Here is a 24473-nt window from a genome sequence, read left to right on the forward strand (position 1 = left end):
CCGCCGAGGAACTGGGCCCGGGCCTGGGCCGCAGCTCGAACCGGGCCGGCCCCTGGCTGCAAGAGCGAGTCCTGGCCATTGGACCGGTCCAGACTATAACGGGCTTTCCAAGCCCGATCCGAATCCGAATCCACCCGGCATCCTGGCGATGCCGGGTTTTTTTGGCGTGCGGAAGCAGTCCTTACCGGGGAACGATTGGGTACAAGTATCCCTTGGAAGCAAAAGAGACGCGCCCCGTTTCTTCCGAAACGACGAGGACAATGGCGTCGCTCAGCTCCGTGATGCCGATAGCCGCCCGGTGCCGCGTGCCGAGTTTAGGCTCGGCCTGGACGATATGGGAGAGGGGAAGGATGTTTTTGGCGGAGACGATCTCGTTGAACTTGATCAGGACGGCCCCGTCGTGAAGCGGCGTTCCGGGATAAAACAGCGATTCCAGCAGAGACTGCGTAACCGACGCCCCGATGGCGACTCCCGGCTGGATCAGCCCGTCGAGCGAGTCGTTGCGCTGAACGACGATCAAAGCGCCGTGACGCCGCTTGGACAAGTTTTGTACACTGACGGACAGTTCCGTATATTTATCGGTAAAAGGGGAGAGGTAGCAGTTCAAGTAAAAGGTGGACGCCCGGGACTCGATGCTCAGGAAATTTTCTTTGATGCCTTCGATTTCGCTCAGCATGCAGTGATTTTCTTCGTCCAAAGTTTGAATGCTGCGATGAAGACGGAGAATCAGCTTCTCCAGATCGTCTTTCAAATTCTGTTTCATCGGTGAAAAATCGCAATCGGCATAAGGGATCGCCAAAGGGTACACATCCTTTTCGCACAACGATAGTTGGTTTCATTGTTTGCAGACTTGCGCAATAATACACGGCAGCTCCGCAGCTAAGTCCTGCCACCCGCCCCGCGTTCCCGTAAACGGAATGACGCAAAAAAAGCTCTGCCGGCCCGAGCCGGCAAAGCTTTTGTGATCACGGTCAGAAGCCTTGATATTGCGGTTCTTCGTTTTCGAGCTGCTCAACGCGGCCTTGTACCTGGGTGACGACTTCCTGGGTGGTTTTGGCGGCATTTTCGAACAGCGATTTCGCTTCCTGGTTTTGTGTGCTCAGAGCAAACCCTTCCAGGCTCGCTTGCGCGCTTTTCAGGGAAGCCAGACAAGTTTTTACTTGGGAGCCGACTGTCATCGTATACACCTCCTTTTCCGTAAAATCCTTTGATGGACAAAAAGTAATCTAACCGGACAGCCCCGGTTTCATTCACGCGCGGGTCTGGAAAGCGGTCGGCCGAAATAGCCCGGCGGAAGAATAAAACGGCCCGGAAAAGGACAACTTTTTTAGGAACCGGAAAGATAAATTTAAGGAGACACGACAGAAGGAGGGACCGGGTCATGCCGGATTGGATCGTGGTTGTTTTACGGACCTTGATGGTCATCGTGATCGTACTGGCCGCAGCCAAGCTGCTCGGGAAAAGGCAGAACAGCCGGTTGTCGTTCTTTGAAGTGACAACGGGGGTCGCCGTAGCCGTCCTGGCCGTCTATATAACGCTGAGCCGCACCGACGATTGGTATTTGGGAATTATAGCTCTGCTCGTGTGGATTCTGGCCGCCGTCGGAATCGGATTTCTCCAGATGAAAAGCAAAGCGGCCCGGGATTTCATCGATAACCGGGAAACGATTCTCATCAAAAAAGGAAAGATTATGGAAGAAAACCTGAAGAAGGAACGGCTGACTACGGACGATCTGCTGCAAAGCCTGCGCAGGAAAAACGTGTTCCAGGCGGCCGACGTCGAATTTGCGGTGATGGAAGCGAGCGGGGAAATCAACGTGCTTCTGAAAAAGGAAAACCAGCCTCTGACCCCGAAGCACCTCGGCATTAAAGTCGGCCCGGCGGAAGAGCCGCAGGCCGTGATCATGGACGGCAAGGCGCTCGACGAGCCTTTGGCCGCCATCGGTCTCAACCGGGGCTGGCTCCAGACGCAGCTGGAAACGATGGACGCGACCATCGACAACGTTTTTCTGGGTCAGGTGGACTCCTACGGGGAGCTTTACGTCGATTTGTTCGACGACAAGCTTCAGGTACCCCAGCCTCAGAAGAAAGCGGCCTTGCTCGCCCTGCTCAAGAAATGCGAGGCCGACATTGAGATGTTCGGTCTTTCCACGAACGATCCGGAAGCCAAACGGATGTTTGAGGAATGCTCCAGGTCCATGGAGGAGATGATTTCCGAAATCAAGCCGCTTTTGTCCCGCTAGCAGGGGAGGAACGAAGGCGAGAAGTGTCCGGGCACCCGCGGGGGTTGAGCTTCCCTGCACGGGTGTTTTTTATTTTGGGGAACAAGTTTGATTTTTACGGCAGGAAGCGTGTACATTTAGAGGAGGAAAACGCAGCACTTACATAACGGTTGTTTCACGCATTTATATGGAGGAGGAATGTGTAGTGTCCGGTCAAGGAGAACGTTTGCTGGTCTTTGTCGGTTCTTATGCGGAACCGGAAGGCCCGGGTGTGTATGTGATGGAATTAAATGAAGAAACGGGTGCGCTTACGAAGCTGGATGAGGTGTCCGGCCTTAAAAACCCCACGTTTCTGAACCTGGATGTCCAGGGACGCAAGCTTTACGCCATTTCCGAGGGAACGACAAGCGAAGGCGCGCGGACCGGGTCCGCTTACGCGTATATCGTTGATCCCGGGCAGGGGAGCTTGACCGAGATGAACCATGCCGTCACCGTAAACGCGCCGACCTGCCATATCCAGAGGGATGCGAGCGGACGCCACCTCGTCGTGGCGAGCTATCACGGCGGCCTTGTCGGGCTTGTCGAGGTGCGAGAGGATGGCACGATCGGCAGACTGCTTGACGTGAAGCAGCACGAAGGCCATGGGCCGAATCCCGAGCGGCAGGAGCAGCCTCATCCGCACTCGGCGTTCTTCAGCCGGGACAACCGGTTCGTGTTCGTACCGGATCTGGGGCTGGACCGCATCGTATCCTACGTCCTGGATACGGAGAACAACGTGCTGAAGCCGCATGGCGAAACCGCCGTTCCTCCGGGAGCGGGCCCGCGCCATATGGCGTTCCATCCCGGCGGCAAGCTGGCGTTCGTCATCAACGAAATGGGCTCCACGGTGACGTCTCTCCGCTACGACGAAGAGACGGGTGTTCTGGAGCCGATCGAAACGGTGACGACGCTGCCCGAAGGGTTCACGGGCGAGAACAGCTGCGCCGAGATCCTGGTGTCGGAAGACGGCGCATATGTGTACGGCTCCAACCGCGGCCACGACAGCATCGTCGTGTACGCGGTGGATCAGGCAAGCGGGAAGCTCACGCTTGTGGAGCATGTGTCCGCGGAAGGCGAGCATCCGCGCAACTTTGCCTTGACGCCGGGCGGATCGTTCCTGATCGCGGCAAACCGCGACACGAACAACCTCGCGACGTTCCGAGTGGACCGCTCCAGCGGCCGGCTGCAGTATACCGGGCAGTCGGCCGCGGTGTCGAAGCCGGTCTGCGTGCGGCCGGCTTATCTGTAAGAGGCGGGGCGCGGCGGGAGTGCATGCTCCTTCCGGCGTGTTTACGCCGAAGGGATCGGCGCGGCGGGCCGCGGTAACGGGAAGGAAAAGAAAAGCGGAACGTCTGCATGCGGACGTTCCGCTTTTTTTGCGGCATTCCCGGAAGGGTGTTGACATCTTGTAACTTTATAAGTTACAGTAAACGTTGTTCTTTTTACGGGAGCTTTCGTTTATAGTAGGAATCGGACAAAGCAATCAAAATTTCACAAGATAGGGTTGAATCGGATGAGTAACCACAGTCTCGCCGCAGCGGAAGGGGCAGGCCGTTCGCGGAAATTTACGCTTGCCGTCATTCTCGGTTCTCTGTCGGCTTTCGGACCGCTGTCGCTGGATATGTATCTGCCGGCGCTTCCCAGGCTGGCGGACGATCTGCATACGACGGCTTCACTGGCTCAGCTGAGCCTGACCTCCTGTCTGCTGGGCCTTGCCATCGGGCAGGTGTTTGCAGGCTCCATCAGCGATATCAAAGGCCGCCGGGGGCCGATTATGATCGGGCTCGCCCTCTATACGGCCGCATCCTTGCTGTGCGCTGTCGTCCCCTCAATCTGGGGGCTTATCGTGCTCCGCTTCATACAGGGGATGGCCGGATCCGCGGGCATCGTGCTGTCACGAGCGGTTGTGCGGGATATGTACAGCGGACCCGAATTGACGCGGTTCTTCTCGCTCCTCATGCTCATTAACGGAGTGGCGCCGATCCTTGCGCCCATTGCGGGCGGGCAGCTGCTCCAGTTCACCTCCTGGCAGGGCGTGTTTATCGTGCTGGCTCTGATCGGCGTGGTCATGCTGCTGGCGTCCTGGAAGGGGCTTCCCGAAACGCTGCCCCCGGACAGGCGGACGAAGGGCGGCGTCAAGCAGACGGTCGCCACGTTCAAAACGCTGCTGCGCGACCGGATTTTCATGGGCTACGCGCTGTCGCAGGGCCTGGTGGCCGCGGCCATGTTCGCTTATATTTCGGGATCGCCGTTCGTGATCCAGAATATATTCGGTGCTTCGCCCCAGATGTTCAGCCTGTTCTTTGCCATCAACGGCTTGGGCATTATTCTGGCGGGTCAGATCGCCGGACGCCTGGCCGGAAGGGTGAGCGAGACGAAGCTGCTGATCAGCGGCCTGATCATTGCCGGTCTCGGAGGCGTCACACTCCTTGCGATGATTCTTGCCGGAGCCGGACTTGCGGCCATCTTGATCCCGCTGTTCTTTGTGGTGTCGAGCGTCGGGATCGTGAACACGGCGGGATTTTCCTTGGCGATGCAAAATTACCGGCATTCCGCAGGCAGCGCTTCGGCTCTGCTCGGCCTGCTGTCGTTTATTTTCGGCGGGCTTGTCGCCCCGCTGGTGGGGATCGCGGGGAGCGGCACGGCCGTTCCGATGGGAATCGTTATCGCGGCTGCGGACGTTGGCGCTATCCTTTGTTATTATTTCATGGTCAAGCGGCATACCGCACGTGCCGGACAGACGGCCGGATCGGCGGCGGACATGCACTGACGATTTACAGACGGTTGAATACTCCTTGCTTCAAACAGTTGAAGCGGGAGGTTCAGCCTTTTTTTGTGCTCAAATCAAACCTGTTCGCTATCCGTAAAAAAAAGATGCTTTTTTATTCGGAATAGGTTACACTATAAAAGTAGGTAACTTACAAAAAAGAGGTGGCTAAGAAATCATGGATTTCAATACTGCTGTAAAAAACAGACGCTCGATCTATGCGATCAGCAAAGACGCCGTCGTCTCGGACGAAAAAATTGTAGAACTGGTAAACGAAGCTGTTAAACATACGCCTTCTTCTTTTAACTCCCAAAGCGCGCGAGTGGTCGTTCTGCTGAACGAACAGCACGACAAGTTCTGGGATCTTACAACGGAGATTCTGCGCGGCATCGTCGGTGACGGCGAGAAGTTCGAAGCGACCGCCCAGAAAATGACTCTCTTCAAAAACGGCTACGGAACGGTGCTGTTCTTCGAAGATCAAGCAGTCGTGGAAGGGCTGCAGCAGCAATTCGCGGCCTATGCCGACAATTTCCCGATCTGGTCCCACCATTCTTCCGGCATGCTTCAATTCGTCGTATGGACGAGTCTGGAAGCCGAAGGTTTCGGAGCTACTCTGCAGCACTACAATCCGCTCGTCGACGAAGCGGTTCGCACCGAATGGAACGTGCCTGCGACTTGGAAACTCGTGGCTCAAATGCCTTTCGGCAAGCCTGCCGCAGAAGCCGGCGACAAACAGTTCCAGCCGCTTGAAGACCGCGTGAAAGTGTTTAAATAAGCTTTTCGGCTCCGCTTTAAAGACCTTCTCTTCCGGGAGAAGGTCTTTTTTGTCTGCCTGCCGGGTTCTGTTGACTTCTTTGCGGATTTATCTCGCGTGTACAAGGCATTTGAGCTATATTGGAGGCAGATGGGACATACACACTTACCGCCGGGAATAACCGGCATATTCTGTCATATCCTACATGATGTTGAAGAGGTGAGGAGAATGGCTGTATCCCAGCATCCGATCATGGGCACTTCAGTGGCTTCGCTTGATGTTATCACAGCATTCATTCGCAAGGTCAATCCGTCCTTCAACCCGGAAATAGCCAGGCAATTTCTAACCGTGGGAGCCAAATACGGCGTCCGCGGCGATGCAGCCGTCGCCCAGTCCATTCATGAAACGAACTGGTTCAGGTTCGGGGGAGACGTCAAACCCGAACAGAACAACTTTGCCGGTATCGGAGCGACCGGGGGAGTTCCCGGCAACAGCTTTCCGACGATCAAGGACGGGGTAACGGCGCAGATTCAGCATCTTTTCGCCTATGCGTCCAAAGATCCGCTTCCGGCAGGGGAAGCGGTCGTCGATCCCCGGTTCACGCTCGTCACGCGCGGCATCGCGCCGAACTGGGAGGATCTTGCGGGCCGCTGGGCCGTTCCCGGCTATGACCGGAACAAATACGCCAGCCTGCAGGCCGCCCTGGAAGCGGGGGAAACCTACGGGCACTCCATACTGAAGCTGTACGACGACATGACCTCGTCGGCTCAGGTGCCGGTGCCGACCGTTAAACCACTTATCGTGATCGACGCCGGTCACGGCGGCACGGATTCCGGCGCTACGGGCAGCGGTCTGCTGGAGAAGAACTTGACGCTTACGCTGGCGCTCCAGGTCCGGGAGAGGCTCGTTAACGAGTATGCGGCTAATGTCAAACTGACCCGGAGCACCGACGTTTTCGTCGCCCTGTCCGATCGCGCAAACCTGGCAAACGGCTGGGGAGCGGCTTATTTCGTTTCCATCCATATCAACGCCGGCGGAGGGGAAGGATTCGAATCGTATGTTTATCCGGGCACTTCCGGCGAAGTGACGGGACAGAAGCGCACGATTGTTCACGATACGATTGTGAAGTATTTGAGCTCGCTGGGAGCCGCGGACCGGGGCAAGAAGGAAGCGGATTTCGCGGTATTGCGGGAGACCGATATGCCCGCGGTGCTGCTTGAAAATCTGTTCATTGATAACGCTACCGACGGCAGTCTGCTCGGAAATTCCGGCGTGCTTCAAAATCTGGCGAATGCCATAGGAGACGGGGTGGCCAAAGCGATGGGACTGAACCCGGGAATTCAGCCGGAAGTGCCGGCTTGGAAAACGGAAGGCGTGGATTGGCTTTACGAGAAAGGACTTCTGACCGATCCGGCGTGGAAAGACAAACTTGACGAGCCGCTTCCTCTGTGGGCGGAGGCCGTTATTCTGAAGCGTTTGTACGATCTTCTCAGCGGAGACGGAACGGATTGACGCAGTGTAAATAAAGGCGGCGAACGGGCCGGTCCGGTGAACGGGCATGGCCTTTTTTTATTGTACGGAAGCAGTAAAGCAGTCTTTCCGGCCGGCGCCATCTCCGGCAATTAAGTGGAAGGTTCCGGGACGGGCTGCCGCTTTTTGAAGCGGGAACGAAGGGCGTCGACCAGCAAATATACGACGGGAACCAGCTCCGCCAGCAGGATCATGGGCACCTCGGTCGCGCCGGCAAACCGGTCCAGCGTCTCGGAGGACTTCACCATCCAGAGGCAGAGGAAAATGACTGTAACGCCGAACGGCAGGGTGAGCGGCCGGGTATCTTTCATTTTCAGGGTCTGGGTGACGGTGATGACCGAGACATACAGGAAGAGGCTGATTTTGACGAGCAGCATAAACAACCACATGAGGATGAGGATCGGGTCCAAGTTCTGGATAAAATTTCCTAGCTGAATGTACCGCGTCATTTCCAAATTGGCGTAGGTCAGATTGGCTGCCAGGGAAGGTCCGAAAAGGAGCACCATCGGGATCAGATTCCCCAGCGTCAGAACTCCGGCGGTGACGATAGCCCATACCAGCGCCTTCATTGTCCGGCCTGTTTCCTTAAACTTGGGGAAAATCAGCGCGATAAACGTCATTTCTCCGAAAAGTCCCGTAATCATAGCCGTTGCGCTAAGAATGCCGCGTCCGTCAAAGTTGGTAACCAGGGAAACGACCGAATAAGGGGCGATATCCTGGCAGGAAGCAACGGCGATAAGCACAATCAGAGCCAGTGTCACGAAAAAAACACCTTGGGTTGAACGGAAAATGTTCGTTACACCCGAGTGGACAAGCCTCGTCGTGCATAGGCCGAGCAGGCCGGCCACGGCCCAGAGGGGAGTGCCCGGAAGGTAAATTTCGACGATAAAATCGGTCAATTGCCTCAGCACCAGCGCCGCCGTAAACATATAGACGAACGTCATAAACAGGACCAACAAATAATGCAGAGGCCGTCCGATAATCTCCTGGCCATACTCCGCCATATAGCGTCCGGGTCTGCGGCAGCTTAATTTGTAAGCCAGGTAGGTGAGAATGCCTCCCAAGAGGCTGCCGGCAATAACAGACATCCAGACCGAATATCCCGCATTCTGGATAAGAGGAGCCGCGAGAAAGCTGACCAGCGTAGACAGAAGATACTGGGTGAACAGCATATAAGTCTGCAAAGGCGTTATTTTGTCCATAGTAGCCTCCTTCACCGGGTTTAAGACGTCACATGCATGGAACCGAATACGTTTTCAAGCCAGATGACTAGCGTTTCGCCGTTTCTCGTATAATGCAGAAGCAGAATGCAGACGCAGAGTACGCCCGTAACGCTCAACGAAAAGGCAAAGGTCCGTTTCTTTTTGCCGCAGCGCACCAGATATCTCCATTGGATGATCATGACAATCGCGTACGTCAGCAGAATCGCAATCATTTTGAAACCTCCTTTTCCCTTTGGGGATCTCCGGTAAACGTTTTCTTGACTACTCCGATCCGCCGGATGGTCGCGTCGGACGTGCATCTGATGTTGACTTTTTTGCTGAATATTTCATTCCACTCTTTACTCATCCGGTTCCATTCCTTCGGGTATTTCCATTCCAAATAGCGGTTCAGCTGAAACGCGTCGGTTCCCATCTGCTGAGTCAGCTGGATCGAGCGCTCGACATCCTCCCTGATTTTGTCTTCTACACTTTTTTCCATTTTTTTGAGCTGGTCGTGATTTTTTAAATCAATGGCGGAGTAAGAAGCGACGATATCCAGGTCCGTTTTGACATGAATGTTGTACGTGAGGGTGCCTCCCGTCAATTCGGGCCGGATTTGGGTCGAATTCCGCTCGACGAGCAGACTGACGACTTTGCCGTCCGTCGGGGAAGGCACCGTAATCTCCCGTGTTTCGGGCTTGCCCTGTATCCACAGCGCTCCTGCGGCTTTTTTGCCCGGCAGTGAACCGACCATCTTGTCCCCTTTGAATACAGCCGCTCCGTCGGGTCCCATCCAATATTCCTCTTTGGATTCGTTCAAAATGCCCATTTTACCGAAAACAAGGCGGGTAGCCAGAAAATCTCCGCCCATGTAATGGGCTTTCAAGATATCTTTGAAATTGATGGTCGTCGCTATTTTGCGTCTGCCGTAGGCATAGAAAATATCGGACGGGAAACGTTCCATGGTCACAGGGAGCTGGATAACCTGATCGACGCTGCCGTGCGTCACGAATAAGTTCGCATTGATGTGTATTCTCGGTTCCCGGGCTATCAGATCCAGCAGCGATCCGATACCTTCCTCGGCGTACCGATTTCCGATAATGACGACGCGAGTCTGTCCGAATGTAATTTTCCGCGAGAGATCGTTCTGGATTTTACGGAAGGCGTCGCTCAGGTTCGAATCGATTTTGGAAAAGTACGTAAACGGCTCGCGCCCCGATTGGGAGGCACCTCCCACTTCACCGGGAATCAACCGGTTCGCCAACGGCATGCCCAGCACAAGCTCGTATCCGTCATCGGTTTTGTCCACCATCACCATCCTCACGAATGCCCGGTCGTTCAGCTCAACCGAGGACCAGCATCCCGGAAGGAGAAGAAGGGAGAGAAGGATCCCCGCTAATCTTGCCGTCATTCGCATGCTCATTCAATCTCCTTCCTCGGCGGGATTCGCCCACTTGCGGCCGTTCGGCTTCTGCCTGTCAAGATTGCGGGAGGAGGTAAACTTGGGCCGCGTGATCATGGTCCACCACGGCGCTCTCACGAAAATGTCTTTCATATCCTTCGGAACCATCGGCACGACCGGAGACAGGTAGGGGATGCCGAACGACTTCAGCTCCGTGAGATGGATATAGATCAGGATCATGGCGCAGGCAATGCCCACCAGCCCGAATCCGCCCGCCAGGATCATGATGGGAAAGCGCAGCAGCCGGAACGAGAGCCCGAGATCGTAATGCGGGATAATAAAAGAGGCGATGCCCGTCAGCGAGACGATAATGACCATCGCCGCCGAGGCGATGCCCGCCTGCACGGCTGCCGTTCCGATAATGAGCGCGCCGATGATGGAGACGGCCTGTCCGACCGATTTCGGGATACGCGTGGCCGCTTCCCTCAGAGCTTCGAAGAAAACTTCCATGATCAGCGCCTCGACAAACGCCGAGAAAGGGACGACCTCTCTGGAGGAAGCGATCGTAATCAGCATTCTTTCCGGGATCGTTTCCGGATGAAACGTCGTAACGGCGATATAAAAGGAGGGCAGCAGCAAAGAAACGAACAGGAACACGTACCGGATCCAGCGGATCCACGAGCCCGCCCAGAAGCGCTGGTAATAATCTTCGGCGGACTGCATCATCATGAACAAGGTTGTGGGCGCCATAACGACAATGGGCGTTCCTTCCACAATAATGGCGATTCTCCCTTCGAGAAGGGCGGCGGCGACGACATCGGGACGTTCCGTATACTGCAGCTGCGGAAAAGGAGAGTACGGGTTGTCTTCGATAAATTCCTCCAGGTAGCTGGAGCCCATAACCGAATCGATCTCGATATCGGCGAGCCGCCTGGCAACTTCCTTGACCAGCGCGGGGCTGCATACGTCCTCCAGGTAGGCCGTGATGACCCGTGTGCGGGTCTTCGTGCCGATGATTTGTTCCGCGCATTTGAAACTGTGCGTCCGGAGCCGTTTTCGGAGCATGGACAAGTTGTCCTGAATACTCTCGACAAACGCCTCCCGAGGTCCACGGATAACGGTTTCGCTGTTCGGTTCGTCGACTTGCCTTTTGACGTAAGAGCTCAGCCCGAACGACATCATGCGGGACTCCCCATCGAGCAGAAGCACAGCGCTGCCTTCCAAAATATCCTGAAGCGCATCCGTCATCGTCAGAAGTGTTTTCTGGCGGTCGGCAGGAAGCATTTTGCGGTCGAAGAGGTTTCCGGCGAGATTTTCTTCTCCTTGTACGAACCGGTCGTCTAGAATCACTTTCAGTACGCTCTGCTGCAAATCATTCCGGTCCACGGACCCTTCGATGTAGACCAGGAGGCAGGGCGTATTTTTCCCGGCCGTAAAGGTGTGATAAACGACATCGGAACAATGGGCGAGCAGCGTTTTCAGCCAGCCCGTTCTTTCCGCCAGCGAAGCGCCGGCCGGTTCTTCTGCGGCGCCGGCCGCTTCGGGGGAACCGGAGTCCGAAGTATCCGGAGACGGCTGCTGCCGCGGCTGCCTTTTGGGAGGACGGTTTGCAAGTTTGGGAAAACCGCGAAGAAAGAATGCCATGGCGTATCCTCTGCCTTTACTCGTGAAGTCTACTTAGTTTGTCTTCAAGCGTTTTCTTTATTCTGGATGCGAAGGAATGAGAAGGAACTAGAAGGGATAAGGAGCAGCCAGGTAGGGGGATCGGATAAAGGGGAAGGCCGCTGTTTATTGCGACCAGACAGCCATCAAAAGGCGGTTTACAACCGCCGAGAACAGGAAGAGGAAACCAAGGCGCGTATGACCTGCCGCAAACAGAGAGGCCGTTCCCATACCGAAGATAGCCGCTTCCATAACCAAGTGCCACGGCTGAGGAAGGGAATAACTTGCTTTAGGAGACATGAACAGCCCCCAAACGACAGCGGTCAACAGCGGTGCCCCGGCACCCAGCAGCGTCTTCGTCATCCAGCCGTCTCCTTTCGTCATTCCCCAATAGCCGACCGCGACGAGAAGACAGCATTCCAGAACAAACCGAATGACCAGGTTACCAGCTAAAACGGCAGCCATAGAGACACTCCTTTCACCAAACTAATCTTGTTAGTTTTATAATAACTAATGACGTTAGTTTTGTAAACGAAAAGGAATTTACTTCCTCGGATCTCTAACTTTTTATTGCGCTCTGTGATCGAACCTGATAAAATTTTTCGGCTGTCTTAAAAAAACGGAAAATAACCGCCTATAGTGGGGAGAACAGGAGGACGGGATGAAATTATTACTGATCGGACCCGGCGGTTCGGGAAAATCCACCTTTGCCCGGGAACTCGGCGATAAGCTGGAGCTGCCTCTTTATCATCTGGACGCGTACTATTGGAAACCGGGATGGGTGCCGACCCCGAATGAAGAATGGGACGAATTCATCGGCAAGCTCATCCAAGAGCCCGCTTGGATTATGGACGGAAATTACGGAAGGACGCTGGATATGCGTCTGAAGGCTGCGGATGTCGTCATTTTTTTCGATCTGCCTTCCTGGCTGGTCGTCTACCGGGTGTTTAAACGCCGGATCATGTACCACAACCGGACGCGGCCGGATCTTAATGAAGGCTGTCCGGAACAGCTCGATTGGGATTTCGTCAAATGGGTGTGGAACTTCCGGAGGCACAAAAGACCGCAGCTCCTGAAACAGCTGGAGAACTGCGGAGACCACGTCCGTGTCTTCATCGTGAAGAACGGAAAGGACAAGCAAAACATTTTGGAAGAGCTGCTTTCCTTTCGTTCTTCCGTCTGACTCCATTAATTTTACGCGGGCAATTCCGGAGCTCTACGGCCGTTTTCGTGCGGATTTTGTTTGAGAATGTTCTGTTTGAGGTACTTATGGTATATCTACCGAAGGAAGGTGAGTCCCATGACGGAACCGAAAAAAACGAGCCATGAATTGGAACGCCAGACTCAGCAAAAGGGCAACCGCGACCATCCGGAGCAGTATCCGACCGAGAATGAAAGCCTGTTCGATCTTCACGAAAGCGAAAAACACGTCGATCCGATTCCGATGGAAGATTTAAATATGGAGCAGAAGGAAGAAAAGGACAAAAGCGCCACGAAGTCCAATTCTTCCAGCCCGGACAAGTATCATTCGGGCTTCTAAAGACGGGTTGCGGATGATTCCGGCAATCCGGACCTGACAAGAAAGCCGGTGTCCGCTTAACGAAGCGGATACCGGCTTTTTCGGCGCCAGGGACCGGTTGAGGGGTGCGCGCGCGGAAAATCCGATGAAACATCTCATCACGGGCGTTCCGGATTGTGCTGAAGGCCCCACCCTTACCCGTCCGCTTCGCACCGCGCTCAGTTCCCCCGGCGCAGTTAGTTAGGCGCAGGCATGAAGGTGGTCTACAGCATCGGTCGTGGGAGCGCTGCCGGCCGATTAAGTGGATGTTACGCCGGACGGTATTGCCGCGCGCAGCCGTTTGGCGCGCAGGGTCCGTCAGCTCCGGTCCATGAGCTGCATCAGCTTCATTTCCGTCGACGATTCCTGCGCGGGAGTATAAATGCTGCAGCGCAAATCCGTGCTGCCGTGCACCTGCAGGGATGTCAGGTCGAACAGCATTTTCCCCGCTTTGGCATGCCGGAACTCGATCAGAACTTCCGGTGCGGAACTCACCTTGCTTTGTTCCCACAGCCGGTTGAATTCGGGATAGGTGAGCTTCATTTCGGCCAGGAACCCGTTATACCACTCGTCTTCGAAATACTGGCCGTAATAGGCGCGGAAAATAGCCAGAAAGCCGCTGACGAAATCTTCCCAGTTTACCGCAAGACGGCGGAATTCCTTGCGCGCAAACAGGAGGGAGATCATGTTGCGCTGTTCGGGCGGAATCTTCTCGAAATCGAGGAATACGCGCGTGGCCGCCTCGTTCCAGCCGACAATCGTACACCTGCGGTCGGAGATGATGGTCGGGCAGTTTTTCAGCTCCTGCAAAATTTTCTGCAGGGAGGGGGAAATTTGCGGCAGCTCCTCCTGGAGCAGGTGAATGCCCGAGCTGGCTTCCAGCGCCAGGGAAGTGAGGTATTTCCGCTCATCTACCGTCAGCCGCAGCGCGGAAGCGATATTTTCCAGCACGGAGGCCGACACTTTAATATCCCGTCCCTGCTCCAGCCACGTATACCAGGTCGTGCTGACCCCCGCGAGCTGGGCCACTTCTTCTCTGCGAAGCCCCGGAGTTCTTCGCCTGGTTCCGGCGGGGAGCCCCATGTTTTGCGGGAGCAGCTTGGCACGCTGGCTTTTCAGAAAAGCCGACAGAGCCTCCAGCCTTTCTTCCTTGTTCATTCGCTCATCTCCTCGAATCCTTATCGTAGTAGTAATTATACTAGAATAAACTACAACTTGTAATAGGATACATCCGGTGACAGGATGAGGATATGGACAGCTTATATAGAGGAGGATCTACGATGGAACGAGTCGTGATAACAGGGATGGGCATAATTTCACCGCTGGGCAACGGGGTGGCCCCGTTTTGGGAACGTCTGGTGCAGGGGCAATCGGGGATCTCCCGGATCGACACCTTCGATACGACCCGCTACAAATCGAAAATTGCCGGACTTGTGCGAGATTTTGACGGAGAAGCGTTATTCGGACGCAAGGAAGCGAGAAAAATGGACCGCTTCTGCCAGTTCGCTCTGGCGGCCGCCGATCAGGCCCTGCTGGATGCGGAGCTGAATCTGGACAGGACGGACCGGGAGCGCGTCGGGGTGTACGTGGGCTCCGGCATCGGCGGGATCGGCACCCTGCTGGCGCAGAACCGGGTGCTGCTGGAGCGCGGGCCGGAGCGGGTCAGCCCCACGCTTGTGCCGATGATGATCTCGAACATGGCGGCGGCCACGATCTCGATCCGGCATCAGGCGCTCGGGCCGACGATGTCGCCGGTCACGGCCTGCTCCATCGGCAACACCGCCATCGGCGAAGCGTTCCGCACGATCCGCACGGGCGACGCGGACGTCATCATCGCCGGGGGCACGGAAGCGGCCGTCAGCGAAATTTCGCTGTCGAGCTTCGGCAATGCCACGGCGATTTCCACGCGCAACGAAGAGCCCGCGAAAGCGAGCCGGCCGTTCGATGCGGGAAGAGACGGCTTCGTGATGGCCGAAGGGGCCGGCATCCTGATTCTGGAGTCGCTGAGCCATGCGCAGCGCCGGAATGCCCGTATCTACGCGGAAGTGACCGGATACGGCGCAAGCTCCGACGCCTACCACATGGTGGCGACTCATCCCGAGGGAAGAGGGGCGCAGCAGGCCATGAAATCGGCCTTGGCGAGCGCGGGAATCGCTCCGGGCGAGGTGGATGTCATCAGCGCGCACGCGACGAGTACGGGAGTAGGGGACAAGTCCGAGACGGTCGCGATCAAAAGTCTCTTCGGAGAGGACGCTTACCGCATACCCGTCACAGCCAACAAATCCATGACGGGTCACATGCTCGGAGCCGCGGGCGGGGCAGAAGCGATCGCGCTCGTCAAAACTTTGCGGGAAGGCATCATTCCTCCGACGATTAATCTGGAGCAAAGGGACCCGGATTGCGATCTGGATTATGTTCCCGGAACGGCGAGAAAAACGGAGCTCGAAATCGGTCTTTCGAACTCGTTCGGATTCGGCGGGCACAATGCGGTCATTGTGCTGCGTAAATACAGGGAGTAGCCGGACGGACATCGGCCTCGGCTTATGGTTAACCACCGTCATGTGACGCCGAGCACCGAGCACCGCGCGCCGGGCTTCGGGCGGTGCGGAATGACAGCGGGCATGTTTCAAAAACAGCGTTTCAAAACAGCCCGCAGTTTTCGAGAATCTCTTCGGTACTCAGCAGAGTCGCTTCACCGATGGTCACATCGTTCGCCCCTAGAAAAGCTTGAACGGCGGCATAGCCGACCGAATACCCCGCGAAAGGGGACACGCCAGCAGGAGCATAACCCTGTTCCCAGGCATACAAGTCCCCGAACATGTAGCTGCTGACTTCGGCAAACCCTTTGAGGGCCAGGGCGTCTTTGAACACATGGAGCGAGTAGTCGAAGTCGTCCGGCTCCATGGAGGTGACCCAGGGGCCCAGCAGCTTCTCGCCGTAAAGCTCGCGGGCAAACGACTCGGCAAGGCCTTCGATGACGAGATAATCGCCCAGCGTCACGTTTCCGTGATCCCAGCCGAAATAGGAAAACCGCAGATTATGATGAAATTCGTGGGCGATGACGGCGGGAAGCCGGGGTAAATTCCATTCGGTCGGATGGAGCGTGACCTGGATGTACCCGGGAATGCCTCCGAACCCGCATGTTCCTCCTTGAAGCTGAAGCTTGAGGGGATCGGCGAGATACAGGCCGAACCGGAGCTCGTCCGCGCGGACCCGCAGCTTTGCCTGCTCGGCAAAGCTCATGCAGCGCCGCAGGGCGGACAGGGCTGTCTCCTCCGCCTTCGCCAGCCGGAGTTTCTCCAGCGCCGCCAGGCCGGTCTCCGTCTCGCGGACGGAGAGATAGCCGAGCATCCCCGAAGCGGTCAGGACGTCATAGCCTCCGGGCTGCCCTGCTTTAAGCGGAACCCCGATGAGGCTCCACATCGTTTCGAAAGGTTTCATCATCGTATAACGGAAATAATTTTCCCGTTTGTCCTCAGGCAGGTCATACAGGCTGGCATAGTGGTTCAATGTCGGTTCTATGGCAAGTTTCATATGAGATAGCCACCTCCTGCCGCCAGTCTAAACGATCACGTAACGTGAGGGTCAAGGGGGAAACGGAAAGAGATCCGGCGTTTAGAGACAGCTCACAGAGCTGTCTTTTATTTATCATATAAAAAGATAAAATCTTACATAGTCTTACATAAAAGGAAAAGGAATAAGATGGAAGTCTGTCGAATACATGGCTAAGGAACAACAGACGTGAGGCTGGAGGGGATTATGCGGGAGAAGAGCAAGACCCGAAACGAAGATTTCACAAGCAGCTCACCGGTCGCACAGGCTCCGCCGAACGATCCGGCATCTCCCGGCAAACGTGCCGTCAGCGGCTCTGTGGTAAGATCGGCGGCTCTTGTCCTGCTGGCTGTCCTCTGCTTACTGGCGTATATCCGGACCGGTACGCCGGACCAGGACCCGTACCTCATTACGGACTACAGCCGCCTGCACCCGGTTAAAGTGGAGCGTGTCGTGGAGGGCCGTGAGGAGGAACAGCTCGTCAAACTGCTGGAGGAAGCGAGGGCGAAGAAGCTGAGCGTATCCGTAGCGGGGCAGCGTCACAGTCAGGGCGGCCACACGTACTACAAAGACGGGATTGTTTTGGATATGACGCCGTACAATCGTGTCCTTTCATTCGATCCCGGGGCGCGCACAATCCGCGTCCAGGCCGGGGCGACCTGGAAAGACGTACAGGATTTCGTCCATCCTTACGGACTGGCCGTCAAAACGATGCAGTCTCAAAACCTTTTCACCGTCGGCGGCTCCGTTTCCATCAATGCCCACGGCCGGGATATCCGCAACGGCTCTATGATCAGCAGCGTCGAGTCGTTCCGGCTCCTTACCGCGGACGGCGTCGTCAAAGAGGTCAGCCGGACGGAAAACGCGGATTTGTTTCCCTTCGTGCTCGGCGGATACGGCCTGTTCGGCGTGATCCTGGATGTCACGCTGACTCTCGCGGAAGATGAGGTTTACCGGATGACCACGGAAGCGACCCGGGTGGATGCGTTCGGCGCCTATTTCAAGGAAAGGGTAAAAGGCAGCCCGGACGTCCGAATGAGCATCGCGCGGATTTCGGTAGCTCCGGAACATTTCCTGACGGAAATGTATGCGACTCTGTACACGGCCGATCCGTCGCTGAAGCTATCCGAATACAACCGGCTTCAAACGCGGGAGTATGGGGTTCTGCCGAGCAAGGTGCTGTTTCACTTGAACCGCGGCTCGGATTGGGGTAAAAATTTGTTCTGGTCGCTGCAAAAGAACTACTTTTCCTACCGTCAGGACGAGAATGTCTCCAGGAACAACGCGATGCGTTCGGAGTCCGCTTTCATGGAATACCGGGAGGCGGGGAAGAACGATCTGCTTCAGGAATATTTTATTCCGGTGGACGAATTTGCCGGTTTTGTGGACCGCCTGCGCAGCGTGCTGCTCGAAGAAGACCTGAATTTGCTGAACATTACAGTCCGGTATGTGAACCGCGATGAAGAAGCCGTGCTGTCCTACGCGCAGGACGATATGCTGGCCCTGGTGTGTCTGTTAACACTTCGCTTTCGGAAGAAGCGCAGACGCGTTTAAAAGCGGGTATCCGGCGAATTATCGACGAGGTAATCCGGAGCGGAGGGACCTACTATTTGCCTTATGCCGCTTATCCGAGCGTTGAACAGTTCCGCGCGGTTTATCCGCGGTGCGAGCAATTTTTCCGTAAAAAGGACGAGGTGGACCCCGGTCATCTGTTTATGAACGAATTTTATGAGACCTACAAAGGGGATAAATAGATGAATATCCAGTGGCTTATCCGCTTCCAAAGCGTTATCACGCTGGCATCCGGCATGATCTATCCGTATTACCTGCTTTTTCTGAAAAATCTGGGAAACAGCTATTCCAAGTACGGGCTTGCATTCGCGGTTTTTACCGTAAGCTCTGCGGCGGTATCCCGGTATTTGGGGCCGCGGCTGGATCGCTTCGGCAGGGAGATTCTGGCCCTCAGCTCGCTGGGGATGATGGCGTCCATGCTGGCTTTTCCCTGGGTCGGCTCTTATGCGTGGGTGCTCGTGCTTCAGGCGGGGATGGGCATATGCGGCGCCATGCAGAGAATGAGCGAGAGGCTGCTGCTGGCCGATTATACGGACCGTGGAGCAAGAGGGCCCGCTCTAGGGAACTATCAGTTCTGGACGTCGGTCTCTTCCGGATTCGCGGTTCTGGCCGGAGGTTATCTCATCGATTGGCTCACGATCGACGTGTTGTTTTATTTGAGCGCACTCTTGTATGCGGCAAGCGCCTGGATGGTCTGGCGGCTTCGCGGCGGAACGTCCCGTAAAAGGGCGGCTGGATAAACAGTTGTAACAGCCCACGATAAACCATATACTGGAAGAGGCTGATTTTTCTTCGGGAGCGAGTCTGATGAAGAAAGGAACTTATTTTGCATTCAGCCGTCTGCTATCGCCGGTGCAGCCGGGCGCTGTCCTGTTCCGAAAAGATTCATGGCTCTTAAACGGTGTCCGTCTTTTCGGATGGAGTTTACTGCTTTACATGAACACGCATCCCCAAGGATTCGGTTTGTACACTTGGTGGATGTATCTGGTTTCAAATCTCGTTGGATTGAATTTATTGGTGTGGATCGTGGGAATCATCCGGGAAAGACGCACAGACAGGCATCTGCGCTCACTATAATAAGGAGAAGAATATGAAGAAATATATTCAGCATCAAGCACCGGTACTGCCCGTTAAAAATGTACTGAAGGCGCTTGAATTCTACCGCGACGTGCTAAAGTTTGACCTGGCCTGGGTTCTGGAGGATACATACGGATCGGTCTACAATGGGAATATCGAGGTTCATTTTACGAAATCGGACAAGGTCGAAGTTCAGACGCTTTATTTTTTTGTCCGAAACGCGGATCAAGTCTATCAATTTTTGAAAACGCAGCAGGTGGATTTCATAGAGGAGATCGAGTCCAAGTCTTGGGGAATGAGAGAGTTCGTGATCCGCGATTTGGACGGGCATCGGCTCCGTATCGGGCACGGGGAGCGCAACAAACACGAGATTGAAGTGCTGTCGAGAGAAATCGGCTGAAAGCCGATAGACCGCAAGGCCGGAAGACGCAAGGACGGAAGCGGAAAGATGCAAGACCGATTAAATGAAACGAGGTCGAACAAAAAATGACGGACACGATCGGGTTCATTTCCTGGGCCAGTGTCATTAACTTGCTTGTTATCTTCGGAATTATCGCTATTTTTATTACCAGCTTATCGATGTTTATCCGGACCAGAGTCAACCGCAAGCTGTTCATGCTGACCAAGCTGCAAAGAATCGAGGAGAAACTGGACCGTTTGCTGGACATGCAGCCGCAGAACGTGCAGAAGAATCAGGATCGGGAGCGTTTAGTCAATGAGCCTGAGAATGAGCGGCGTTACTGAATCGGATATCGAATCACAAGGCCGTCTTCTCCTTGCGGGAAGGCGGTTTTTCGGATGGGTCCGTTGACAGATCCGGAAAATCTGTGTACGATACGTTTTATCGTAATGGTTACGAATAATTAATTATTTTCCAATTCCTATTTAATCAAAGGAGACCATGATGACAACTTGGAATCTGAACGGCATGAAACATCATCTTTTCTTCTGTAACGGGGGCAGCTGTACCAAAAAAGGCGCGGAAGAAGTCGTCGAGGCGATGCGCGATGAAATCAAGCGGCTGGAAGCGGATGGCCGGATCCATACGACCCGGACACGCTGTCAGGGCAGATGCGAAGATGCCTGCGTCATTACCGTGTACCCGGAGGGGGTATGGTACAAAGAGGTGACTCCTGAAATCGGAAGGCGCATTGTCCGTGAGCATCTGATCGGCGGAATCCCAGTGGAAGACAAGATCAGCTATACGTATGAAGACGGACTCACGGCCAGACGGGATACGAAAGAAGGCCAGAGCAAGACGAAACGGAAAGAAGCGCAGACGAAGTAAGCGGAAGCAGCATCGGTGATTCGGAAGCAGCATCAATCGCAGGCAAGCGGACACGGCTCTTACTGGCGAACCGTCCGGCCTGCAAAGTATCCGGCGGATTTTCCACAGATAGGACATCACCGCTGACGCCCTCCTTGCCGTCATTGCGCTATGGAATAGCTAAAGACCGGTTCTGCTCCGCAGAGTCCGGTTTTTTTCGTTTTTTTGGGGATGGATCCGTCATGCGGGGTAAGAAAGAAAGGTAAACTTTTAAACCCGAAAGGAGCCACTCCATGAAAGCCGTAACGTACCAAGGGAAAAAAGACGTGAAAGTCAAAGAGGTTAAGGACCCTATCCTCGAGAAAAAGGACGATATTCTCGTCCGCATCACGACGACTGCCATTTGCGGTTCCGATATTCACCTGGTGAACGGGATGGTTCCCGGCATGCCTGAAGGCTACGTCATCGGGCACGAGCCCATGGGGATTGTAGAGGAAGTCGGTCCGGAAGTGACCCGCGTGAAGAAGGGGGACCGCGTCATTATTCCGTTTAACGTTTCCTGCGGGGAATGTTTCTTTTGCAAAAACCAAATGGAGAGCCAGTGCGATAACTCCAACGATAATCCCGCTAAAGATACGGGCGCTTATCTCGGCTATTCGGAAACCTACGGGGGGTATCCTGGAGGGCAGGCCGAGCTGCTGCGTGTCCCTTACGGCAATTTCATGCCGTTCGTCGTTCCCGAAGATGCGGAGCTGGAGGACGAGCAGATCTTGTTCCTGTCGGACATTTTGCCGACCGCTTATTGGGCGGTAGAGAATTCGGGCGTCAAAAAAGGCGACACCGTCATTATTCTCGGAAGCGGCCCCGTCGGTTTGCTGGCCCAGAAAATCGCCTGGCAGAAGGGCGCCAAGCGCGTCATTGCCGTCGACCACATCGATTACCGGCTCCAGCACGCCAGACAGATCAACAAAGTCGAGGCTTATAACTTCAAGGAAAAAGACGATATCGAAGACTATCTGTTCGATTTGACGAGCGGCGGCGCCGACGTGGTCATTGACTGCGTGGGGATGGACGGCGAAAAATCCGTCGTGGAGAAGGTGGAGACGGCGCTTAAGCTTCAAGGAGGAACGCTTGGACCGATCCAGACCGCAACGAAGATTGTCCGCAAAAGCGGCACGATCCAATTGATCGGCGTTTACGGGATGACGTACAACATGTTCCCGCTGGGCGATTTGTTTTCCCGGAACATCACACTCAAGATGGGACAGGCTCCCGTCATTCATTATATGCCCGAGCTGTACCGCCAGATCAAGACAGGCGAGCTAGACACGACGGATATTATCACTCACCGGCTGCCTTTAACGGATGCGGAGCACGGGTACGATGTCTTTATGAACAAGCTGGAAGACTGCATTAAAGTCGTCCTGAAACCTTAACCGGTCTTGCATGGATTCTGTGTGAAAAAAGAAGAAGAGCTGCGATTCTTGGCGGAATCACAGCTCTTTCGTTTTTTTTGACGGGCGGGATTGCAGGGGATTGCGTGCCGGAAGGAGAAGTAGTCTGCAGGTAAAAAAAGCAGCGGATGAGTTTCTGCTTTGCCGCCGCACCGGCTTCAGATTCATCCGCAACGGAACGGAGCGTTACCATGTACCTGCACGAAGTGATCAAACTGAACGAGAAAATTCGGAATCCGCACGAGTACCCGTTTCATATTCCGGCGATCGACAAGCTCGACCGGCTGAAATTCCATAAAAACGTCACGTTTTTCGTCGGCGAGAACGGCTCCGGCAAATCGACTCTGATGGAAGCGATCGCTTACCAATGCGGGTTCAATACGGCGGGAGGCAGCCGGAACAATCTGTACGAGCTGGATTCGTCGGAGGCAAAGCTGGGCGATTATTTGCGCCTTTCCTGGATGCCGAAGATGAATCAGGGCTTTTTTCTGCGGGCGGAGTCGTTCTATAATTTCGCCAGTCATATCGACGAGCTGGCACGGGAAGACAGCAGGGCTTATGACAGTTACGGCGGCAGGTCGCTTCATGAGCAGTCGCACGGCGAATCCTTTCTGTCCCTGTTCAAGAACCGCTTCGGAAGAAGAGGCATCTATCTGCTCGATGAGCCGGAAGCCGCGTTATCTCCGGCCCGCCAGCTCGCTTTTCTGAGCATTATCCATGAACTGGCCCGGACGTCGCAGCTTATAATCGCCACTCATTCGCCTATTTTGCTGGGCTATCCCCATGCCGATATTTACAATTTCAACGAATCGCCGGTCCGCCTTACCTCGTATGAGGAAACCGACCATTACCGGATTACCCGCCGGTTTCTGGAAAATCGTTCGTTTTATCTCCATGAACTGCTGGATTGATCGGCGAGTTCAAACCTCAAAAAGCAATCCCGTCCGAAAGGAAGGATTGCTTTTTGAGGTTATGCGAGTGCAGCTGCGGGTCATGGGGAAAGCTACAACAAAATCCAATGCCTGCCTGCATCGGACGTCTTAAGCAGTTTCGATTTCTTGCCGTCTTCCGAGCCGAGCAGCAGCCAGCCCGTCTGCGGGCCGGCGAATCCGAGCCGGATCACGTTCGGATTATTTTTGAGCGTATCCGTCAGAACGGGATCGGATGAAACCGGGTTCCAGGTTGTGCCGCCATCCGAAGTGGCATGGAGAACCTTATCCTTGAATCCCCAGCCGTGCAAGCTGTCCGCGAAAGTGAGCGCGTTTTGCATGCCGGTTCGCTTAAAGGACCACGTTTCCCCGCCGTCCTTCGTCACGTAAGCGTCGCGGCTGTCCGTATTGCCGCTCACCGTCCGTACGGGGATCCAGCCTTTGTCCGGTTCATCTTTGAAAAATACGGGAGCCCCGTCCAGTGTGACCGGAGAATTATTCAACTCCTGCGGGATTTTCATCGGAACGTTGTTCCACGTTTTCCCGCCGTCCCTTGTGCGGTACAGGACCGGTTTTTCTTCATGGCCCGCCAGGGCAATCCAGCCGCTGGAGGCGTCCTTGAAAGTCATGCCGGATGCATGTCCCGACAGGGGCAGCGCTCCGGGCACGGGCTTATCCATGGAAACGCTCGTCAGCGGTTTCCAGTCTTGGCCGCCGTTGTCCGTGGCGTACAGCGTTTTCTCCGATTTGCCCATCGCGGCATCGGAAGAAGTGAGCATCCAGCCGTGCAGGGCATCGGCAAAGGAGAGACCGGCGGCATAAGTTGCCTTATCCAGCGTACCTTTGGTCCAGCTCTGCCCGCCGTCCGCGGTAAAAGCGGTCACGGTTTTACGGCCGTCATCCGCTGCGGCCGTCCATCCGTGCCGCGCGTCGAGGAAGTAGAGGGAGCCGCCCGCCACAGGCGCTCCGCTTTTGAGCGTGTCGTCCCAGGGGCTCAGAAGGGTCCAATTCCGCCCGCCGTCATCGGTGCGGTATAAGCGCAGGGAGCCGTTCGTTTCTCCCCAGGCGAAACCCGCCGCATCCGAGATCAGCTGAAAATCGGTCAACCGGGTCTGGATCTGATCCGGCTTAACCGAAGACACAGGCGCTGCGCTTGCCGGAGCAGCCGTTCCGGAAGCGGGACCCGGGCTTGCGGCGGCCGATGCCGCTGCACTGCTGCTGCCGGTCGGGTCCCCTGCCGCCGCAGGACCGATAGAGCTGCAGGCGGTAAGGGATACTGCGGCGAGAACCGCAAGGAAGGCGGTTTTTTTGACGGGAAGGTTCGTCGTGTTCATAGCGATCACTCCGTTTCGATACATGCATGTTCCAACATGCCGTAGTTGGTTCGTCTTTCGTCTTCTCTTCATTATTACCCTTTTGCGTGGTTTAAGGAGCACATTTCGAAGGATTGTTACTTTTTTGAAATAAAATGAAAAGATCTCTTGCTA

Annotated in this window: 25 protein-coding genes and 1 pseudogene; 16 read left to right on the plus strand and 10 right to left on the minus strand. The window is 55.3% G+C overall.

Going from position 1 to position 24473, the window contains the following annotated elements:
• Positions 1–181: 181 nt before the first annotated feature.
• Together cdaS and ACI48J_RS10685 are read right to left on the minus strand one after the other, a co-directional pair.
• Complete coding sequence (gene cdaS, locus ACI48J_RS10680; RefSeq protein WP_326053008.1) at positions 182–799, minus strand: sporulation-specific diadenylate cyclase CdaS; 618 nt, start codon at positions 797–799, stop codon at positions 182–184.
• Between the two features lie 172 nt (positions 800–971).
• A complete protein-coding gene (locus tag ACI48J_RS10685) occupies positions 972–1178 on the minus strand; it encodes a DUF1657 domain-containing protein (protein ID WP_326053010.1) in 207 nt (68 codons plus the stop codon).
• A gap of 203 nt (positions 1179–1381) precedes the next feature.
• Between ACI48J_RS10685 and ACI48J_RS10690 the strand changes: the two genes are divergently transcribed.
• The 5 genes from ACI48J_RS10690 to ACI48J_RS10710 all read left to right on the plus strand — a co-directional run bounded on the left by ACI48J_RS10690 (position 1382) and on the right by ACI48J_RS10710 (position 7293).
• Positions 1382–2242, plus strand: a complete 861-nt coding sequence (locus ACI48J_RS10690) for a DUF421 domain-containing protein (RefSeq protein WP_405082713.1) — start codon at positions 1382–1384, stop codon at positions 2240–2242.
• A gap of 166 nt (positions 2243–2408) precedes the next feature.
• Entirely contained in the window at positions 2409–3509 is a 1101-nt protein-coding gene (locus ACI48J_RS10695) for a lactonase family protein (protein ID WP_405082714.1), read from the plus strand.
• A gap of 264 nt (positions 3510–3773) precedes the next feature.
• Positions 3774–5030, plus strand: coding sequence for a multidrug effflux MFS transporter (locus ACI48J_RS10700; RefSeq protein ID WP_405082715.1), 1257 nt, complete (start codon positions 3774–3776; stop codon positions 5028–5030).
• Positions 5031–5205: 175 nt separating this feature from the next.
• A complete protein-coding gene (locus ACI48J_RS10705; protein WP_405082716.1) occupies positions 5206–5802 on the plus strand; it encodes a nitroreductase family protein in 597 nt (198 codons plus the stop codon).
• A 207-nt stretch (positions 5803–6009) separates the two neighbouring features.
• Entirely contained in the window at positions 6010–7293 is a 1284-nt protein-coding gene (locus ACI48J_RS10710) for an N-acetylmuramoyl-L-alanine amidase (RefSeq protein ID WP_405082717.1), read from the plus strand.
• 110 nt (positions 7294–7403) lie between these two features.
• On the opposite strand, the gene ACI48J_RS10715 is transcribed toward ACI48J_RS10710, so the two are convergent.
• The 5 genes from ACI48J_RS10715 to ACI48J_RS10735 form a co-directional block, all read right to left on the minus strand.
• Complete coding sequence (locus tag ACI48J_RS10715) at positions 7404–8513, minus strand: GerAB/ArcD/ProY family transporter (protein WP_405082718.1); 1110 nt, start codon at positions 8511–8513, stop codon at positions 7404–7406.
• 20 nt (positions 8514–8533) lie between these two features.
• On the minus strand, positions 8534–8746 hold the full coding sequence (locus ACI48J_RS10720) for a hypothetical protein (RefSeq protein WP_326053016.1): 213 nt from the start codon (positions 8744–8746) through the stop codon (positions 8534–8536).
• Entirely contained in the window at positions 8743–9936 is a 1194-nt protein-coding gene (locus ACI48J_RS10725) for a Ger(x)C family spore germination protein (protein WP_405082719.1), read from the minus strand. The genes ACI48J_RS10720 and ACI48J_RS10725 overlap by 4 nt, the downstream gene beginning before the upstream one ends.
• Positions 9937–11559 carry a spore germination protein gene (locus tag ACI48J_RS10730; protein WP_405082720.1) on the minus strand — a complete coding sequence of 541 codons (1623 nt, stop codon included), beginning with the start codon at positions 11557–11559 and terminating at the stop codon, positions 9937–9939.
• 144 nt (positions 11560–11703) lie between these two features.
• The gene (locus tag ACI48J_RS10735; protein ID WP_405082721.1) at positions 11704–12042 is read right to left on the minus strand and encodes a YrdB family protein; all 339 of its coding nucleotides are present in this window, start codon (positions 12040–12042) and stop codon (positions 11704–11706) included.
• Positions 12043–12238: 196 nt separating this feature from the next.
• Here ACI48J_RS10735 and ACI48J_RS10740 point away from each other — a divergent pair, with 196 nt between their 5' ends.
• Positions 12239–12760: a DNA topology modulation protein gene (locus ACI48J_RS10740; RefSeq protein WP_405082722.1), complete on the plus strand. Its 522-nt coding sequence runs from the start codon at positions 12239–12241 to the stop codon at positions 12758–12760.
• A gap of 117 nt (positions 12761–12877) precedes the next feature.
• Positions 12878–13117: a hypothetical protein gene (locus ACI48J_RS10745; RefSeq protein WP_326053021.1), complete on the plus strand. Its 240-nt coding sequence runs from the start codon at positions 12878–12880 to the stop codon at positions 13115–13117.
• 336 nt (positions 13118–13453) lie between these two features.
• Here the strand turns inward: ACI48J_RS10745 and ACI48J_RS10750 are convergent, their stop codons facing one another.
• The gene (locus ACI48J_RS10750; protein WP_405082723.1) at positions 13454–14293 is read right to left on the minus strand and encodes a helix-turn-helix transcriptional regulator; all 840 of its coding nucleotides are present in this window, start codon (positions 14291–14293) and stop codon (positions 13454–13456) included.
• Between the two features lie 122 nt (positions 14294–14415).
• Between ACI48J_RS10750 and fabF the strand changes: the two genes are divergently transcribed.
• Positions 14416–15654, plus strand: coding sequence for a beta-ketoacyl-ACP synthase II (gene fabF, locus ACI48J_RS10755; protein WP_405082724.1), 1239 nt, complete (start codon positions 14416–14418; stop codon positions 15652–15654).
• 121 nt (positions 15655–15775) lie between these two features.
• Here the strand turns inward: fabF and ACI48J_RS10760 are convergent, their stop codons facing one another.
• Positions 15776–16669: a DUF2268 domain-containing protein gene (locus ACI48J_RS10760; RefSeq protein WP_405082725.1), complete on the minus strand. Its 894-nt coding sequence runs from the start codon at positions 16667–16669 to the stop codon at positions 15776–15778.
• A gap of 336 nt (positions 16670–17005) precedes the next feature.
• Here ACI48J_RS10760 and ACI48J_RS10765 point away from each other — a divergent pair.
• The 8 genes and pseudogenes from ACI48J_RS10765 (at position 17006) to ACI48J_RS10800 (ending at position 22968) form a co-directional block, all read left to right on the plus strand.
• Positions 17006–18441: pseudogene (locus ACI48J_RS10765) on the plus strand (FAD-dependent oxidoreductase).
• Positions 18442–18999 carry an MFS transporter gene (locus ACI48J_RS10770; protein WP_326053027.1) on the plus strand — a complete coding sequence of 186 codons (558 nt, stop codon included), beginning with the start codon at positions 18442–18444 and terminating at the stop codon, positions 18997–18999. It begins immediately after the preceding pseudogene.
• Between the two features lie 67 nt (positions 19000–19066).
• Positions 19067–19336 carry a hypothetical protein gene (locus ACI48J_RS10775; protein ID WP_405082726.1) on the plus strand — a complete coding sequence of 90 codons (270 nt, stop codon included), beginning with the start codon at positions 19067–19069 and terminating at the stop codon, positions 19334–19336.
• Positions 19337–19349: 13 nt separating this feature from the next.
• Positions 19350–19736: a VOC family protein gene (locus tag ACI48J_RS10780; RefSeq protein WP_326053029.1), complete on the plus strand. Its 387-nt coding sequence runs from the start codon at positions 19350–19352 to the stop codon at positions 19734–19736.
• Positions 19737–19822: 86 nt separating this feature from the next.
• Positions 19823–20080 carry a hypothetical protein gene (locus ACI48J_RS10785; protein ID WP_405082727.1) on the plus strand — a complete coding sequence of 86 codons (258 nt, stop codon included), beginning with the start codon at positions 19823–19825 and terminating at the stop codon, positions 20078–20080.
• A gap of 160 nt (positions 20081–20240) precedes the next feature.
• Positions 20241–20624: a (2Fe-2S) ferredoxin domain-containing protein gene (locus tag ACI48J_RS10790; RefSeq protein WP_405083204.1), complete on the plus strand. Its 384-nt coding sequence runs from the start codon at positions 20241–20243 to the stop codon at positions 20622–20624.
• A gap of 272 nt (positions 20625–20896) precedes the next feature.
• Complete coding sequence (locus tag ACI48J_RS10795) at positions 20897–22039, plus strand: zinc-dependent alcohol dehydrogenase (RefSeq protein WP_405082728.1); 1143 nt, start codon at positions 20897–20899, stop codon at positions 22037–22039.
• A gap of 209 nt (positions 22040–22248) precedes the next feature.
• Positions 22249–22968: an AAA family ATPase gene (locus ACI48J_RS10800; protein ID WP_326053096.1), complete on the plus strand. Its 720-nt coding sequence runs from the start codon at positions 22249–22251 to the stop codon at positions 22966–22968.
• Positions 22969–23060: 92 nt separating this feature from the next.
• On the opposite strand, the gene ACI48J_RS10805 is transcribed toward ACI48J_RS10800, so the two are convergent.
• Positions 23061–24320, minus strand: a complete 1260-nt coding sequence (locus ACI48J_RS10805; RefSeq protein ID WP_405082729.1) for a WD40/YVTN/BNR-like repeat-containing protein — start codon at positions 24318–24320, stop codon at positions 23061–23063.
• Between the last annotated feature and the right edge of the window lie 153 nt (positions 24321–24473).

The organism is Paenibacillus chitinolyticus, from assembly GCF_045038035.1.
Taxonomy (GTDB): Bacteria; Bacillota; Bacilli; order Paenibacillales; family NBRC-103111; genus Paenibacillus_F; species Paenibacillus_F chitinolyticus_A.

What these genes read in the sequence shown, in the direction of transcription:
- ACI48J_RS10695 (WP_405082714.1), top strand. Translation starts at nt 2,409, where the DNA reads ATGGAGGAGGAATGTGTAGTGTCCGGTCAAGGAGAACGTTTGCTGGTC.
- fabF (WP_405082724.1), top strand. Translation starts at nt 14,416, where the DNA reads ATGGAACGAGTCGTGATAACAGGGATGGGCATAATTTCACCGCTGGGC.
- ACI48J_RS10760 (WP_405082725.1), bottom strand. Translation starts at nt 16,669, where the DNA reads ATGAAACTTGCCATAGAACCGACATTGAACCACTATGCCAGCCTGTAT.
- ACI48J_RS10750 (WP_405082723.1), bottom strand. Translation starts at nt 14,293, where the DNA reads ATGAACAAGGAAGAAAGGCTGGAGGCTCTGTCGGCTTTTCTGAAAAGC.
- ACI48J_RS10715 (WP_405082718.1), bottom strand. Translation starts at nt 8,513, where the DNA reads ATGGACAAAATAACGCCTTTGCAGACTTATATGCTGTTCACCCAGTAT.
- ACI48J_RS10780 (WP_326053029.1), top strand. Translation starts at nt 19,350, where the DNA reads ATGAAGAAATATATTCAGCATCAAGCACCGGTACTGCCCGTTAAAAAT.
- ACI48J_RS10685 (WP_326053010.1), bottom strand. Translation starts at nt 1,178, where the DNA reads ATGACAGTCGGCTCCCAAGTAAAAACTTGTCTGGCTTCCCTGAAAAGC.
- ACI48J_RS10745 (WP_326053021.1), top strand. Translation starts at nt 12,878, where the DNA reads ATGACGGAACCGAAAAAAACGAGCCATGAATTGGAACGCCAGACTCAG.
- ACI48J_RS10705 (WP_405082716.1), top strand. Translation starts at nt 5,206, where the DNA reads ATGGATTTCAATACTGCTGTAAAAAACAGACGCTCGATCTATGCGATC.
- ACI48J_RS10700 (WP_405082715.1), top strand. Translation starts at nt 3,774, where the DNA reads ATGAGTAACCACAGTCTCGCCGCAGCGGAAGGGGCAGGCCGTTCGCGG.
- ACI48J_RS10800 (WP_326053096.1), top strand. Translation starts at nt 22,249, where the DNA reads ATGTACCTGCACGAAGTGATCAAACTGAACGAGAAAATTCGGAATCCG.
- ACI48J_RS10740 (WP_405082722.1), top strand. Translation starts at nt 12,239, where the DNA reads ATGAAATTATTACTGATCGGACCCGGCGGTTCGGGAAAATCCACCTTT.
- ACI48J_RS10795 (WP_405082728.1), top strand. Translation starts at nt 20,897, where the DNA reads ATGAAAGCCGTAACGTACCAAGGGAAAAAAGACGTGAAAGTCAAAGAG.
- ACI48J_RS10720 (WP_326053016.1), bottom strand. Translation starts at nt 8,746, where the DNA reads ATGATTGCGATTCTGCTGACGTACGCGATTGTCATGATCATCCAATGG.
- ACI48J_RS10790 (WP_405083204.1), top strand. Translation starts at nt 20,241, where the DNA reads ATGACAACTTGGAATCTGAACGGCATGAAACATCATCTTTTCTTCTGT.
- ACI48J_RS10710 (WP_405082717.1), top strand. Translation starts at nt 6,010, where the DNA reads ATGGCTGTATCCCAGCATCCGATCATGGGCACTTCAGTGGCTTCGCTT.
- ACI48J_RS10770 (WP_326053027.1), top strand. Translation starts at nt 18,442, where the DNA reads ATGAATATCCAGTGGCTTATCCGCTTCCAAAGCGTTATCACGCTGGCA.
- ACI48J_RS10735 (WP_405082721.1), bottom strand. Translation starts at nt 12,042, where the DNA reads ATGGCTGCCGTTTTAGCTGGTAACCTGGTCATTCGGTTTGTTCTGGAA.
- ACI48J_RS10725 (WP_405082719.1), bottom strand. Translation starts at nt 9,936, where the DNA reads ATGAGCATGCGAATGACGGCAAGATTAGCGGGGATCCTTCTCTCCCTT.
- ACI48J_RS10785 (WP_405082727.1), top strand. Translation starts at nt 19,823, where the DNA reads ATGACGGACACGATCGGGTTCATTTCCTGGGCCAGTGTCATTAACTTG.
- ACI48J_RS10805 (WP_405082729.1), bottom strand. Translation starts at nt 24,320, where the DNA reads ATGAACACGACGAACCTTCCCGTCAAAAAAACCGCCTTCCTTGCGGTT.
- ACI48J_RS10775 (WP_405082726.1), top strand. Translation starts at nt 19,067, where the DNA reads ATGAAGAAAGGAACTTATTTTGCATTCAGCCGTCTGCTATCGCCGGTG.
- ACI48J_RS10690 (WP_405082713.1), top strand. Translation starts at nt 1,382, where the DNA reads ATGCCGGATTGGATCGTGGTTGTTTTACGGACCTTGATGGTCATCGTG.
- ACI48J_RS10730 (WP_405082720.1), bottom strand. Translation starts at nt 11,559, where the DNA reads ATGGCATTCTTTCTTCGCGGTTTTCCCAAACTTGCAAACCGTCCTCCC.